The organism is Falsihalocynthiibacter sp. S25ZX9 (assembly GCF_041205405.1).
GTDB classification, from domain to species: Bacteria; Pseudomonadota; Alphaproteobacteria; order Rhodobacterales; family Rhodobacteraceae; genus Falsihalocynthiibacter; species Falsihalocynthiibacter arcticus.
The window spans coordinates 165,983-181,108 of the sequence record NZ_JBGFCD010000002.1; the positions used below are offsets into that span (position 1 = coordinate 165,983).

Below are 15,126 nucleotides of genomic sequence, written 5' to 3' on the forward strand. Positions count from 1 at the left end.
CGTAGCCATCCTGCGAGCCACAATTATGCGAAAAAACTGCACGCGTTTCTCCGCAACAAAGCCCCCCAGCCAATTACAATCGTTAAATAAATTTCATTCAATCCCCCGTGCATAAAAGAGTTTAACATCGCCCCCTCTAAAGTATAGGATTATTTCGGAGAATGGATTCTTTACGCGTCGCAAAAAAGGGGAAGACGATTGGACACTGACCGCCCAAGCAACATTCGTTTCACCCAATCCAGCGCGCAACAATGGATACCTGTCGTTGTTTTGACGGTTATCGTTACATTTCTTTACTTGGACGTCGCACGTCCGTTTTTGGTCTCTCTCATTATGGCAGCAATTGTCGCCGAGATGTCGGAACCTTTGTATAATTTCGTGCTGAGACACCTGGGAAATCGGCGCGGCCCCGCGACCGTCGTGACACTGCTCGTATTACTTGCATCGATCATTACCCCGCTGATCGGCGTCGCGTTTATGGCAGCCGAGCAAGCCTCGTCTCTCACGACGGGGGCTGTGGGTCTCTATCAAACCATTGCAAAGAATCCGCCGCATTTTGAGATTCCCGACTGGGTTCCCTTTCAAAGCGACCTTGAAGATGCTTTTCCCCAAATTCGTGCGAAAATTCAGGAATTGGTTGTAACTTTCGCAACGTATTTCGCCAGCGTTTTGGGAGCGCTTACAAAAGGAACCGCCTTCTTTTTTCTGCACCTTTTTGTGTTTATCTACTCCATGTTTTATTTCCTCCAAATGAAAACCTCCATTATTTCGCAGGTTTTGGCGTATTCAACCCTCCCCCTCCCCCTCCAAGCTGCGCTCAACGAACGAATTATTTCCGTCAGCCGCGCAACCCTGAAAGGCACGCTTTTAATTGGCATCGCCCAAGGGGCCCTCGGTGGCCTAGGCTTCTGGGTTGCCGGAATTAGTGCGCCCGTTTTCTGGGCCGTTGTGATGGCAATTGTCTCCATCATTCCTGCGCTCGGCCCGACCGCAGTTGTGCTCACGGGGGCGATATATTTGGGTGTTGAGGGAGAAACGGGTCCGGCCATTGCGCTTGGGCTATGGGCGTTCCTTGTTGTCGGGACGATTGATAATTTCCTGCGTCCGATCCTTGTTGGGCGGGACGCGCAAATCCACAACATTCAGATTTTGATCGGAACTTTGGGCGGGCTGGTGGCATTTGGCGCGGTTGGCCTTGTCTTAGGGCCGGTTTTGGCGGGGCTTTTCACAACCGTTTGGCAAACCATCCGCGACATGGCCCCTGACGCAAACACTGACGCAGTGTCGCGCGCCCTCCCCGTCACCAACGATTAACGGAACATTTAAGTGTCACAGAACGAACCCGTTTCAGTCATTCGCAATATTGGGCCAGCCTCGGTCGACCTTTTTGCGCGCGCCGGAATTCACTCCGCCGAGCAGGTGCGCGAGCTTGGACCGGATGCGACCTATCGCAAACTCGTCACGGCAGGCACGCGTCCGCATTTCATTGGCTATTACGCTCTGGTGATGGGTCTTCAGGGCCGCCCGTGGAACGACTGTAAAGGTGCCGAGAAAGAAGCGCTTAGGGTGCGGTTCGATCAGATAAAAGATAGCACACAGGCCGCGCCATTGGCCGGGATCGAAAAAATTCTCGACGAAATCGGGGTCCGCGCAAAGAAATAGACGCCCGCGCATTTTCAAGCGCAATCAGCTTGTTGATCTAGGCCTCAATCAACCGCCGTGGCTAAATCGGACGTTTGCACTGAATATCGTTTCACCTCAGCGCTTAATCAGACTTCGCCAAAGGTTAATCCAGCGTTTCTGCCCCTGTTCCCCAAAACGCAAAAAGCCCGCACCAGTTAAGGCGCGGGCTTTCCTTTGGTAAACCTAAAAAGGCTTAGCCAACCAATTCAAGGCCAGAGAAGAAGAATGCGATTTCTTCTGCTGCTGTTTCTGGAGCGTCGGAACCGTGAACCGAGTTTTCGCCGATTGAAAGTGCGAATTCTTTGCGAATTGTGCCGGCTGCTGCGTCTGCTGGGTTAGTTGCGCCCATAACTTCGCGGTTTTTCGCGATTGCGTCTTCGCCTTCAAGAACTTGAACAACAATTGGCTCGGAGATCATGAATTCACAAAGTTCGCCAAAGAAAGGACGCTCGGAGTGCACGCCATAGAATGTTTCTGCTTGAGCAAGTGTCATTTGAATGCGCTTGGATGCAACGATGCGCAGGCCGGCTTCTTCGAATTTTGCTGCAATTGCGCCTGTAAGGTTGCGTTTTGTAGCGTCTGGTTTGATGATCGAGAAAGTGCGTTGAACAGCCATGATGGGCTCCTATCGGGTTGGACAATCAGGCAAAAGCCCGCGAAAATATCGCCGCTCTGCTAGCATGCCCTTGCTCGGTTGAAAAGCGGCGATTGACCGCGCCCTCACAATGAGGCAAACCCCGCCCATGTTGAAAATTTCTGATATATCTTATTCGGTCAATGGCCGCCCGCTCCTGCAGAACACATCTGTTACGATTCCTGATGGCCACAAAGTTGGCATCGTGGGTCGTAATGGCACGGGGAAGACGACTCTTTTCCGCCTCATCTGGGGCGAATTGGTGTTGGAAACCGGTTCCATCACGATGCCCAAAGGCGCGCGCATGGGCGGCATTTCACAGGAAGTGCCGTCAAACGAAGTGTCCTTGATTGATACCGTTTTGGCCGCCGATACCGAACGCGCCTCCTTGATGGCGGAAGCCGATACTGCCACCGATCCCCACCGGATTGCAGAAGTGCAGACCCGTCTAACCGATATTGATGCATGGAGCGCTGAAGCCCGCGCAGCCCAAATTCTTAAGGGTCTTGGCTTTGATTCCGAGGCCCAGAAACGCCCCTGTTCAGATTTCTCGGGCGGTTGGCGCATGCGGGTCGCTCTTGCGGCCGTGCTGTTCTCCAAACCCGATTTATTGCTCCTCGATGAGCCGACAAACTACCTCGATCTTGAGGGCGCTTTGTGGCTTGAGAACTATTTGGGCAAATATCCGCATACCGTTTTGATCGTGTCGCACGACCGTGGGTTGCTCAATCGGGCGGTTGGTTCGATCCTGCATCTCGAGGACAAGAAACTGACATTCTATCAGGTGCCATACGACAAATTCGCCGAACAACGCGCCGCGAAATTGGCCGCTGCGGCCTCCGAATCTAAGAAGCAAGACGCCCGCCGCGCCCACCTTCAGAGCTTTGTTGACCGCTTTAAGGCCAAAGCTTCTAAAGCGACTCAGGCCCAAAGCCGCGTAAAAATGCTCGCAAAAATGACGCCAATCAGCACACCGAGCGAATCCGCGCTCAAACGGTTCTCGTTTCCTGAGCCAGAAGAGTTGTCACCACCGATTATTAATATGGAAAGCGCAAGCGTGGGCTATGGCGACAAGGTGATCCTCAAAGGCCTCGACCTGCGGATTGACCAAGACGACCGCATCGCGCTGCTTGGGAAAAACGGCGAAGGGAAATCGACCCTGTCGAAACTGCTTTCAGGCCGTTTGGAAACCATGAGTGGTCGGATGAATTCGCACAATAAGCTGCGGATCGGGTATTTTGCCCAGCACCAAGTCGACGAACTCCATGTGGATGAAAATCCGCTCGACCACTTGCGCCGTGTGCGCCCCAAAGAACTGCCCGCCCGTCACCGTGCACGCCTCGCAGGCTTCGGCCTTGGCGCAGATCAGGCCGACACCCTTGTAGGTCGGCTTTCTGGTGGACAAAAAGCGCGGCTTTCGCTCCTTTTGGCAACAATCGACGCACCGCACCTCCTCATCCTCGATGAGCCCACCAACCACCTTGATATCGAAAGCCGCGAAGCGCTCGTTGAGGCGCTCACCGCCTATACAGGGGCCGTTATTTTGGTGTCGCACGACATGCACCTCCTCTCGCTGGTCGCGGATCGGTTGTGGCTTGTAAAAGATGGCACCGTGCATCCGTTCGAGGACGATCTGGAAGCCTATCGCAAGTTGCTACTCACGAGCGATGCCCCCAAAAAGGCACGCAGCCCAAAAGTTGCCGCCAAGAGCAAACGTCCAACTGGGGATCAGATGAAAGCCCTGCGCGCCGACGTGAAAGTTTGTGAACAAAGAGTCGCAAAACTCAACGATATGGGTGATCGTCTTGCCAAGAAACTTGCCGATCCGTCTATCTATGAAGAAGGTAAATCGGGTGAAGCCGAGGTTTGGCAAAAGAAATACGGCGAAGTACGTGACGCGACGGATCGTGCCGAAGCCATGTGGATGAAATCGCTAGAGAGGCTTGAAAAAGCAGAAGGTTAAGTTTGGATTTTACGATCTTAATTCCGGCATTCGCGACCCTTTTCGTGATCATTGATCCGATTGGATTGATGCCGCTTTTTGTGGCTATGACCCAAGGGATGTCCCAACATCGCCGCCGCGCAATAGCGGTGCGTTCTGTGGCAACCGCGGCCGTTTTGCTCACTCTGTTTGGACTTCTCGGCGAAACCGTTCTGGGATTTATCGGCATTTCAATGGACGCTTTCCGCATAGCGGGCGGCGCTCTTTTGTTCCTAACTGCGCTTGATATGCTGTTTGATCGCCGCTCAAAACGCCGTGGCGACCAAGCCGCCGAAGCGACAAGCGAGGAAGATTTCGACGACCCCTCGGTTTTCCCCCTCGCAACCCCTCTGATTGCAGGGCCTGGGTCCATCGCGACTATGATCCTGCTTGTCGGCCATTCCGAGGGCACAATCGGCTTGATCGGAATTTTGCTCACCATGTTTGCGGTGCTGCTGTGTGCCCTTGCGCTCTTCTTTGCAGCAAGCCCTTTTGAGCGCATTTTAGGGCCAACGGGGATCAACGTTGTAACACGTCTTCTTGGGATGCTATTGGGAGCACTCGCCATTCAATTCATACTAGACGGCATACAGGGCTTCATTCAGTCTGCCCTTTAATCCATTGAACTAAAGAGGTTTTCATGAGCGGAGACGACACAGGACGATTGATCTACTTGGTTCTTCTTGGCACTGTCATTGCCAGTTGGTTCTTTGTCCAAAACCGCCAATCCATGGGAAAAACTCTACAACAGGGCGCGCTTTGGGGCCTGATTTTCGTCGGGTTCGTCGCCGCTTACGGCCTCTGGGAAAACATCAAATCCGACCACGCGACGCAGTCATCCTTTCAGGACGGCGACGGTGAAATCATCACGCTCGTGCGCCACCGCGATGGCCATTTTTACGCCGAACTCACAATCTCGAATACTCGAGTCGAATTCCTTGTAGATACGGGAGCCACTGACATTGTTTTGAGCCAAACTGACGCCCAAAAACTGGGAATTGAAGTAAACGACCTACAGTTTTTCGGCACAGCAAATACCGCAAATGGCGTTGTAAAAACCGCGCGGGTCCAATTGGCGGATATTGAGTTTAATGGGATCAAAACGCCCAGAATTGCCGCATATGTAAATCAAGGCGACCTCAATATATCCCTTTTGGGGATGTCCTATCTGAGCCAAATGAGCAGCATTGAAATCGCTGGCGACAGAATGATTTTGCGCCGTTAACAGAATGATTTTGCGCCGTTAGGAGCTCTCGGCCTTTTTTACCCAAGAGCCCGTTTCTTCTGACCAATAAATCGCCTTCGCCCCCTCAGACGTCAGGGTTTTCCATTGCGCGCGCGCGCGGTCAACGGACTCGGGGTCGGTCCCGTCAAACAAAACACAGGCCCGTTCGGATGCAGAAATTTCCTCGGGTGAAAGCGTCGCCCCTTCGAGGGAAATCAAACAGGTCGCGCCGTTAAGGATCTCCGATTTAGTGGTCAACAATACCGGCTGGTCGGCATCATGTGGGCCACCCGCAAGGCCGTGCGGCAAAAATCCGTCACGCGGGTTGCGCCACAAAGCATCATCGATTTGTGCCAGAGATCCCGCATCGACCCCGCGCACAGCGACACGCCACCCTGCCTGAAGCGATTTTTCAAGCAGGGTTGTCAGCGTTGCAATAATGGGACTTTGGGTGACGTGATAGAAATAGACCTGTCCCATCAGTCCTCAAAACGATCGCGAATTAGGCGGTCGATGGCAACAACACCCCATCCAGTTGCCCCGCCCGGTGCAAGATCTGTGCCGGTTTTAATATGAGCCACACCCGCGATATCGAGATGTATCCATGGCGTTTTCTTTTGGACAAACCGTTGAAGGAACTGCGCCGCCGTGATCGATCCTGCCGCGCGTCCACCAATATTTTTCATGTCGGCAATCGGGGATTTCAAAAGCTTGTCATAGCTGGCGCCAAGGGGCATCCGCCATGCGCCTTCATTCTCAGTGCGCGCCGCCTTGAGGAAGCGATCACAGAATTTGTCATTATTGGAAAACACGCCAGCGTTGTCATGGCCCAACCCAACGATAATTGCACCCGTCAGCGTCGCCAGATCGATCATCCCTGAGGGTTTAAACCGTTCCTGCGCATACCACATCACGTCGCACAAAACGAGACGCCCTTCCGCGTCCGTGTTCAAAACCTCAATCGTGTCGCCTTTCATCGAGGTCACAACATCGCCCGGACGCATGGCCTTGCCGTCGGGCATATTCTCAACGATTCCAACGAGCCCCACGACATTTGCTTTGGCATTACGAAGCGCGAGGCTGCGCATAACGCCCGCAACAACACCCGCACCGCCCATGTCCATTGTCATGTCTTCCATGCCCGCGGCGGGCTTGATGGAAATGCCCCCCGTATCGAACACAACGCCCTTGCCGACCAAAGCTAAAGGCGCTTCTTTTCCGCCACCGTTCCACTGCATAACAACAACTTTAGAAGCACTTTCGCTGCCCTGCCCAACAGCCAAGAGCGCGCCCATACCAAGTTTTTCAAGCTCGGCTTCTTCAAGGATTTCGACCTCTAAACCGAGGTCTTGCATGGCCGCCAAACGCGCTGCAAAATCATCGGTTGTCAGAATATTCGAAGGCTCGTTCACCAAATCGCGGGTGAAGAATACCCCTTCTGCAAGAGCGGCAAACGGAGCGGCCTTCGCAGCAATATCTTCAGGCTTTCCGACTTGAAAGCGCACTTCGCCGCGTTCTTTTACACCGCTGGTTTTATGGGGTGTAAAATCATAGGACCGCAAGGCAAGCCCAAACGATATCTCGGCGGCTTTGCCAATTGTATTGGCGCAAACCAAAGTGCTTTCTTTGGTTAAGCCCTTGGCGATAGTGGCCCCTGCTTTGCGTGCATTTTCGATTGTTGGATTGCGGGAAAGGCGAATAACCTGAATGGCAGTTGCCAACATGCCCGACGGATAGGCCAAATCAAGCCCCATTCCTTCCTTCATTTCTTCAAAAGCATCACTCAAGATAAACCGTCCAAGTGCACCCTTTGTAATACGGTTAATCCGCCGAGATGAACGATCAAGCCTCCCGTGAGGCTCTAAAAACACAACAATGCGTCCAGTTTGTTTTGCGATCGAATCTAAACTTATGTCGTCAAAATACAGGGCAATGGGTGTGGTCATCAGAGACTCCTTTGAATGTGTCCCCATATTGGTAGCCTCCAAACGGCGACATGACCAGATAGCAGTTTTCCCCAGCGCAATATTCCGATAAGTTTACCCAATTCAACCAAGATTTCGAGGGGATTCACGTGGCGAGATTCGACAGATATGTCCTGTCGCAACTGATGGTGCTCTTTGGTTTCTTTTCCTTGGTTCTCGTGCTGGTCTATTGGGTCAATCGCGCGGTATCTTTGTTTGATCAAATCATCTCAAGCGGTCAATCGGCTGGCGTCTTCCTTGAACTGACCGCGCTTGCTTTGCCACGCGTCATCGTCCTTGTTTTACCATTTTCTGCTTTTGTTGGAACGGTTTACGCGGTGAACCGGCTCTCGTCCGAGAGCGAAATGGTTGTTGTCCAGTCGGCAGGTTTCAGCCCGTATCGCATGGCGCGTCCGGTGATCGTTTTCGGGTTTATTGTGGCGATTATGATGAGCATTCTGTCCCACGTTCTTATCCCTGCGGCGACGAAACAGATTGGAATCCGATCGTTAGAATTGTCGCGAAACATCACCGCGCGCCTTTTGGTGGACGGGACATTTTTAAATCCGACCAAGGGAATTACGCTCTATATTCGCAATATTTCACCTGACGGAGCCCTGAATGAGATCCTTTTATCGGATGCACGCTCTAAGGGCGTCCGAACCACATATACGGCCAAACGCGCGCTTTTGGTGGAAGACGCCTCTGGACCAAAGTTGTTGATGCTTGAAGGCATTGCGCAAAGTTTGCGGGCGGAGGGGCAACGGCTGTTTACCACAAGTTTTCAGGATTTAGTTTTTGATATCAATGACCTAATCGCCGCGCCCTCGACAAGAAACCGAACGATCAGCGAGTTATCCACTTGGGAGTTGTTACATCCGACACCTGCCCTCCTCGCGGAAACGAAGGTCAATGAAGCCCGTATGCTGTCTGCCGCGCATCAAAGGCTTTCCCAACCTCTCTTGGCTTTGGTGAGCGCCCTTATCGGGTTTTCCTGCCTTCTTTTGGGTGGGTTTAGCCGCTTCGGACTCTGGCCGCAGATTGGATTTGCCTTTGTGCTGTTGATTGTTGTGAAGGCTGTCGACTCGGCAGCCCTCGACATGAGTTTACGTGCCGCAAACTTTTGGTGGGCAGCCTATCTTCCAGCGCTTGTTGGTGTCGGAATGTCCGGTACCCTGCTTTGGTTTGCCGCCAATCCGCAAGTCCTTGCCCAATTGCGGAGGTGGGCGCGATGACTCTCTATTTCTATTTGGCACGCAAGTATTTGAAAGCCATTTTTGGTGTCTTTTCCGTCTTTTTGGGCATTGCCTTTCTGCTCGACATTGCTGAACAAATTCGCAAATTTGGCAATGTCGATCTTGGATTTTCCGATCTGATTACCCTCGCGGCGCTCAATACCCCGAGTTCGATGTATGCTATTTTGCCACTTGTTGTTGTGCTCGCGACTCTTGCGCTGTTTCTGGGGCTTGCACGTAGTAGCGAATTGGTTGTCATTCGCGCCTCTGGTCGAAGTGCGATCAAAAGTTTGATCTCGCCGGTGATCGTCGCGTTTCTGTTTGGGGTCATCACAGTTGCGGTTTTCAATCCCATCGTGGCCGCCACAAAAAAGCAATATGAATATGTGTCGCGCCAATTCACGACGGACCAATCCTCTGTTATGTCGATCAGCGCGGAGGGCCTTTGGCTTCGGCAGGTGGACAGCGAAAACCAAACGGTAATTCGCGCCGCAGGAGCCAATCTTGACGGCACCGAATTGCAGCAAGTGACGTTCCTTATCTTCAGTCAGGAAGGCGACCCGTTGACGCGCATTGAGGCCGCAACAGCGGTGCTTGAGGACGGATACTGGGCATTGAGCGGGGTCAAAAGATGGCCCCTTGAAGGCAGTACAAACCCAGAGCGCGATGCCATTCTGTTGGAAGATTTTGCCCTTGAAAGCGACCTGACTGTTGACAAAATTCGCGACAGTTTTGGAACGCCCAATGCGATCTCGATTTGGGATTTACCAAATTATATCGATCAGTTGGAACGCGCCGGTTTCTCTGCCCTTAAACACAAGGCTTGGCTGTATCGCGAGTTGGCAATGCCGTTGATGTTTGTGGCTATGGTGATGATTGGCGCGGGTTTCACGATGCGCCACACGCGTTTTGGCCGTACTGGGGTGATGATTTTAGCCGCGATTCTCCTCGCCTTTAGCCTTTTCTTCCTTCGGGATTTCCTTCAAATTTTTGGAGAAAACGGACAACTGCCGATTGCTCTTGCAACGTGGTCACCACCCATCGTGTCAATTTTTATCGCGATGGCCCTCTTGTTGCATATGGAGGACGGGTAATGCTCGAAATCCGTCCTGTGACACGCATTTTGGCTAGCGCGGTACTAGTGGCGTTTGCAATCCCCGCCACGTTTGCCCATGCGCAAACCACGACCCAACAGGAACAGAATGGTCCTGCAAGTCTGGTGGCCGATGCAATTTCAGTGAACAGTGACGGCGATTTGGTCGCGACGGGGAACGTCGAGGTTTTCTTTGACGAGGCGCACTTGAAGGCGCACAAAATCACCTATCAATCCAAACAAGAAACGCTGCTGATCGAGGGGCCCATGAGCCTTACTAGAGGCACCGAAACTCTGATCTTGGCGGATAGTGGTGCGTTGGACCGCGACCTTCAAGAGGGTCTTCTTGTCGGCGCGCGTCTTGTCCTAAACCAGCAATTGCAAATGGCCGCGAACCAAATTCAACGCGTCGACGGCCGCTATACCCGCCTTTACAAAACGGTTGCGTCCTCCTGTGAGGTCTGTGCGAGCAACCCGACACCGCTTTGGGAAATACGGGCCGAAAGCATCGTACACGACCAATTGGAAAAACAACTCTATTTCGAAAAAGCGCAACTACGGGTCATGGGGGTGCCTATTTTTTACTTGCCATACATGCGCCTTCCCGGCCCATCGCTCGAACGCACACGTGGTTTTCTCATCCCGTCCCTCGTGTCGAATTCCCAGTTGGGCCAAGGTGTGCGGATTCCGTATTTTCTGCCCTTTGGCACCTCAAAAGACCTCACCCTCGCCCCTCTTGTTACCAATAATACCAATACGATGGAGTATCGTTACCGCCAAGCCTTCCAGAACGGATTGCTTGAATTTGAGGGTGCGATTTCGAAGGACGACATCATGCCCGACATCACGCGCGGGTATCTCTTTGGCGGTGGTGAACTCGCTGTGGCACAGGACTTTATCTTGAAAATTCGCGCCGAAATCGTTTCGGATCATGACTATCTTTTGACCTATGATTTCTCGGACCAAGATTTGCTCAACAGCACCATCGATTTGTCGCGGGCGAAACGATATGAGTATATTAGCACCGCGCTTTCCAATGCGGAATCCCTGCGCGAAGGCGACGACAATGCCACCTTGCCCAACCTCGCCTTTGACTCGGTCTATGAGCGACGTTTCTTTCCTGCCGGCGTTGGTGGATCGGCAACGTTTTCTGCCTCCTTTCATGCCGCACAGCGCCAATCCGACGAAAACATTGTCGGACGGGACGTGCAACGCGGCGCGGCCTTTCTAAGTTGGAAAAAGACAGCGCTCGTTGGCAACGGCATGCTCTTTTCCGCGGGGGCGGATGTGGGGGCCGAACTGTATGGTATTGAGCAAGATACGACATATCCGCCGTCCGAGTTCCTAACTTATGGCACCCTTGGGGCCGAATTGCGCTGGCCGCTCATGAAGTCATCTCAGGATGGCACAAAGCACCTTTTGGAACCCATCGTTCAAGTGTTTTACAGCCCTCTTCAAAGCGACTTCCCGCCAAATGAAGACAGCCAAGACGCCACATTGGACCCGGGTAACATGTTTTCGGGCAACCGTTTTCCCGGATTGGATCGACGCGAAGCGGGGACATGGGCCAATATTGGGTTAACTTACAAACGCGTTAGCCCAGACGGATTAACCTTTGGAGCAACCGTTGGGAGGGTGGTGCGCGCCCAAGACCCCGATTTGTTCTACCAAGGGTCGGGATTAGCCGGTTTTCAATCGGATTGGTTAGCGTCTTTTGAAGTCGATATCCTAAACAGATTGTCCTTTGCATCGCACTCCCTGATTGACGACGACTTCTCGTTTACGCGTAGTGAAAACCTCCTGACTTACACCGATGATCGGTATAATATTTCAACAGGCTATATTTGGCTTACACCGGAACCAGCGCTTGATCGATATACAAACACTTCGGAATGGACGTTTGATGCTGACTACCTGATCAACTCAACGTGGTCTGGTGATGTATATTGGCGCTATGATTTGGCCGCCGTCACCCCCACAGAAGCGGGTTTCGGCTTAACCTATCAAAATGAATGCGTTGAGATTGACCTTTCGCTCTCGCACCGCTTCACTTCCTCCGATAACGTGGACCCTTCAACGAGTGTTGGCATGACCGTTGCTCTTACTGGGTTTGGCTCGGATGGCTCAAAACCCAAGAAGTCGGTTCAAAAATGCAGGCGTTTCAATTAATCACGCGACGTGACGACCAGAATGACAAATAACAAGGCCCAGTAGCAATGACAGTATCTAAACACTTCTTTCATACGATCCTTGCCGTTTTTCTCGTGCTTGGCGCCGTGCCTAGTGCGCAGGCTCAGGGTCCATTTGACATTGTGGTGCGAGTCAACGAGCGCATCATCACACAATATGAACTCGAACAACGCGCCCTCTTCTTGAAAGCGTTGGGCACCGCTGGCAACCTCACCCAAGAATCCACCGACCGTTTGATTGATGAGCGTCTCTATTTGGATGCCGCTGAGCGCCTCGGTATTTCCGTTGAGGACGAGGCCATAAACCAAGGCATGATTGAGTTCGCTGGGCGCGCAAAGCTTGAGCCAGAAGAGTTCATCCAAGCCATGGCCGAAGAGGGCATTGACGTTCAAACGTTTCGGGATTTCGTCGCTTCAGGCATCCTTTGGCGCGAGGTGGTGGGCACGCTCTTTGGTCAACGCGGGCGCGTCTCAGAGGCGGAAGTTGACCGCGCCCTTTCTCTGTCGTCCCAAACCGGTGGGGTGCGGGTGCTGTTGGGCGAAATCGTCCTTCCGGCTGACACGCCCGAGAACCAAGAACGCGCGGCCGTCATTAGCGCCGAAATCCAGAAGATCACGAGTACAAAGGTTTTTTCCGAAGCAGCAACAGCCGTTTCCGTTTCGCAATCCGCGCCAAATGGTGGCCAGTTAGACTGGCTGTCCCTCGCTGATTTGCCGCCTGCATTTCGCCCTCTTCTCCTGACACTCGCCCCCGGTGAAATCACCGACCCTATTGAAATTCCAAATGCATTGCTGTTTTTTCAAATGCGTGCAATTCAGGAAACGGCTGCGCCAATCCCGACGGCCCTCGCGGTGGAATACGCACGGCTCTATTTACCAGGCGGGCGCGCACCGAACGTCGTGAAGCAAGCAATGAGTCTGCGTTACACTGCTGATTCCTGCGACGATCTATATGGGCTGTATCCCAATTCAACCGAGGAGCAGCTTGAGATCATCTCGCAAGCCCAGTCAGACGTGCCAAGCGACATCGCGGTAGAGCTTGCGAAACTTGACGAAGGCGAAGTCTCGGCGAATTTAACCCGCAACGACGGACAGACTTTGGTGGTGCTTATGCTTTGTGGGCGCACAGCCGAAATCGTTGAGGACGAGACTCGCAACGCCCTTCGCACCCGCCTGATTAACGAGCGCGTCACATCTTATGCCGATGCGTATTTAGCTGAATTGCGGGCAACCGCTTTGATCCGCGAACCATGATTCCACCGATTGCTTTAACCTGTGGCGAACCTGCGGGCGTGGGTATGGAAATATCCGAGAAGGCTTGGTCTGAACTGTCGGGATCTGTGCCGTTTTTCCTCATCGCCGATCCGCGCCACTTGGTGGGGTCGGTGCCCCATGTTTTGATTGACCACCCAAATGAAGCCGCAAGCGCGATGGCCGGTGGCCTACCCGTTTTGCCCCATTCTTTTGCTACGCAGAACCACTTCGGAACCGCCACTGCGGCCAACGCCCAAGGCGTGATCGACGTGATAGAAAGGGCGGTTAAATTGGTTCAATCCGGCCAAGCCAGCGCAGTTTGCACCAACCCCATCCACAAAAAAGCCCTTAAAGATGGCGCTGGATTTGCCTTTCCCGGCCACACGGAATTTTTAGCGGATTTGGCAGGGGTGGAGCGCGTAGTGATGCTGCTGGCCTGTGATCAGTTGCGCGTTGTACCCGTCACAATCCATATTGCGTTGAGCGAAGTTCCAAAACAACTCACCCCCGAATTGCTGCGCGAAACCTTGCGGATTACAGTCGCCGGATTGCAGGGCGACTTCGGCATATCCAAACCTCGAGTTGCCGTCGCGGGCCTCAACCCACATGCTGGAGAAGGCGGGGCAATGGGGCGTGAAGAACTCGACATGATCAACGGTGTGATCGCGCAAATGCAGGTCGAAGGAATGGACCTTCGCGGCCCCCTGCCCGCAGATACCATGTTCCATGCGCGCGCCCGTGCGAGCTATGATGTAGCGGTCTGTATGTACCACGACCAAGCCCTGATCCCGATCAAAACGCTCGATTTTGATCGCGGTGTCAACGTCACTCTGGGCCTTCCCTTCGTGCGCACCTCGCCCGATCATGGCACCGCTTTTGACATTGCTGGCCGTGGGATTGCTGAACCCACAAGCCTTATCGAAGCCCTCAAACTTGCGCATAAAATGGCGACTGCGCGTGCGCAAAATTAGGACCGAACAATGGCAACAATAGACTCCCTCCCTTCGCTCGCGCAGGTGATCGAAAACCACCAACTTTCCGCCAAGAAATCCCTAGGGCAAAACTTTCTACTCGACCTCAATCTGACGTCCAAAATCGCCCGCCAAGCGGGGGACCTAACGCAATGCGATGTTCTCGAAATCGGCCCCGGCCCGGGCGGGTTGACCCGTGGTTTGCTGGCCGAAGGCGCGCGCCGCGTACTGGCCGTGGAAAAAGATGCGCGCTGCCTCCCCGCACTCGCGGAAATTGCCGCTGTCTATCCAGGGCAACTTGAGGTGATCAACGGCGACGCGCTGGAAATCGACCCATTGTCCATGCTGACGCCGCCCATCCGTGTTGCGGCCAACTTGCCCTATAACGTGGGAACCGAACTGTTGGTACGCTGGCTCACCCCCGCCGTATGGCCGCCGTTTTGGCAGAGCCTGACTTTGATGTTCCAGCGCGAAGTGGCGAATCGTATCGTCGCCGAACCGGGTGGAAAACCCTACGGGCGACTCGCGATTTTGGCGCAATGGCGCTGTGATTGCCGTATCGTCATGAGCCTCCCACCCGAGGCCTTCACCCCCGCGCCAAAGGTGCACTCTGCCGTAGTTCATTTACAAATGCGCGAAAAACCGTTGTTTGAGGCCGACCCCAAAATTTTGTCCCGCGTGGTTGCTGCTGCCTTCAATCAACGCCGCAAAATGCTTCGCGCCGCCCTTAAAGGACAAGCACCCGACATCGAAGATCGTCTGATGGCAGCGGGCATCAAACCCACCGAACGCGCAGAGCAATTGTCCATTGAGCAATTCTGTGCCTTGGCCCGTGAGTTAGCCAAACCCTAAACCCTAGGCATAAAAAAGGGCTAAAGGTTTCCCTTTAGCCCTCTC

At 53.4% G+C, this 15,126-nt stretch carries 14 protein-coding genes; 11 read left to right on the forward strand and 3 right to left on the reverse strand.

Features of this window, described 5'->3' with window-relative positions:
- Positions 1-198: 198 nt before the first annotated feature.
- Both AB9F29_RS02885 and AB9F29_RS02890 read left to right on the forward strand, forming a co-directional pair.
- Positions 199-1,314 (forward strand): AI-2E family transporter, encoded by a 1,116-nt coding sequence (locus AB9F29_RS02885; RefSeq protein WP_369754525.1) that lies wholly within the window; start codon positions 199-201, stop codon positions 1,312-1,314.
- A 12-nt stretch (positions 1,315-1,326) separates the two neighbouring features.
- Positions 1,327-1,662, forward strand: a complete 336-nt coding sequence (locus AB9F29_RS02890) for a TfoX/Sxy family DNA transformation protein (protein WP_369754526.1) — start codon at positions 1,327-1,329, stop codon at positions 1,660-1,662.
- Positions 1,663-1,876: 214 nt separating this feature from the next.
- Here AB9F29_RS02890 and ndk read toward each other — a convergent pair whose 3' ends face one another.
- A complete protein-coding gene (ndk, locus tag AB9F29_RS02895; RefSeq protein ID WP_335585450.1) occupies positions 1,877-2,299 on the reverse strand; it encodes a nucleoside-diphosphate kinase in 423 nt (140 codons plus the stop codon).
- A 127-nt stretch (positions 2,300-2,426) separates the two neighbouring features.
- Between ndk and AB9F29_RS02900 the strand changes: the two genes are divergently transcribed.
- From AB9F29_RS02900 to AB9F29_RS02910, 3 genes are read left to right on the forward strand one after another with little or no spacing between them, the layout of a single operon-like run.
- A complete protein-coding gene (locus tag AB9F29_RS02900; RefSeq protein WP_369754527.1) occupies positions 2,427-4,280 on the forward strand; it encodes an ABC-F family ATP-binding cassette domain-containing protein in 1,854 nt (617 codons plus the stop codon).
- A gap of 2 nt (positions 4,281-4,282) precedes the next feature.
- Positions 4,283-4,915, forward strand: coding sequence for a MarC family protein (locus AB9F29_RS02905; protein WP_335585452.1), 633 nt, complete (start codon positions 4,283-4,285; stop codon positions 4,913-4,915).
- A gap of 23 nt (positions 4,916-4,938) precedes the next feature.
- A complete protein-coding gene (locus tag AB9F29_RS02910; protein ID WP_335585453.1) occupies positions 4,939-5,523 on the forward strand; it encodes a TIGR02281 family clan AA aspartic protease in 585 nt (194 codons plus the stop codon).
- 18 nt (positions 5,524-5,541) lie between these two features.
- Here AB9F29_RS02910 and AB9F29_RS02915 read toward each other — a convergent pair whose 3' ends face one another.
- Positions 5,542-6,003, reverse strand: coding sequence for a DNA polymerase III subunit chi (locus AB9F29_RS02915; protein WP_335585454.1), 462 nt, complete (start codon positions 6,001-6,003; stop codon positions 5,542-5,544).
- Positions 6,003-7,469, reverse strand: coding sequence for a leucyl aminopeptidase (locus AB9F29_RS02920; RefSeq protein WP_369754528.1), 1,467 nt, complete (start codon positions 7,467-7,469; stop codon positions 6,003-6,005). Before AB9F29_RS02920 ends, AB9F29_RS02915 begins: the two co-directional genes overlap by 1 nt.
- A 128-nt stretch (positions 7,470-7,597) precedes the next feature.
- Here AB9F29_RS02920 and lptF point away from each other — a divergent pair, with 128 nt between their 5' ends.
- From lptF to rsmA, 6 genes are read left to right on the forward strand one after another with little or no spacing between them, the layout of a single operon-like run.
- Positions 7,598-8,722 carry an LPS export ABC transporter permease LptF gene (gene lptF, locus AB9F29_RS02925; RefSeq protein ID WP_335585456.1) on the forward strand — a complete coding sequence of 375 codons (1,125 nt, stop codon included), beginning with the start codon at positions 7,598-7,600 and terminating at the stop codon, positions 8,720-8,722.
- Entirely contained in the window at positions 8,719-9,816 is a 1,098-nt protein-coding gene (lptG, locus tag AB9F29_RS02930) for an LPS export ABC transporter permease LptG (protein WP_369754529.1), read from the forward strand. Before lptF ends, lptG begins: the two co-directional genes overlap by 4 nt.
- A complete protein-coding gene (locus AB9F29_RS02935) occupies positions 9,816-11,984 on the forward strand; it encodes an LPS-assembly protein LptD (protein ID WP_369754530.1) in 2,169 nt (722 codons plus the stop codon). The genes lptG and AB9F29_RS02935 overlap by 1 nt, the downstream gene beginning before the upstream one ends.
- A gap of 47 nt (positions 11,985-12,031) precedes the next feature.
- Complete coding sequence (locus AB9F29_RS02940; protein ID WP_369754531.1) at positions 12,032-13,258, forward strand: SurA N-terminal domain-containing protein; 1,227 nt, start codon at positions 12,032-12,034, stop codon at positions 13,256-13,258.
- On the forward strand, positions 13,255-14,229 hold the full coding sequence (gene pdxA, locus AB9F29_RS02945; protein ID WP_335585460.1) for a 4-hydroxythreonine-4-phosphate dehydrogenase PdxA: 975 nt from the start codon (positions 13,255-13,257) through the stop codon (positions 14,227-14,229). The genes AB9F29_RS02940 and pdxA overlap by 4 nt, the downstream gene beginning before the upstream one ends.
- Positions 14,230-14,238: 9 nt before the next feature.
- Complete coding sequence (gene rsmA, locus AB9F29_RS02950; RefSeq protein WP_369754532.1) at positions 14,239-15,081, forward strand: 16S rRNA (adenine(1518)-N(6)/adenine(1519)-N(6))-dimethyltransferase RsmA; 843 nt, start codon at positions 14,239-14,241, stop codon at positions 15,079-15,081.
- Positions 15,082-15,126 lie beyond the last annotated feature (45 nt).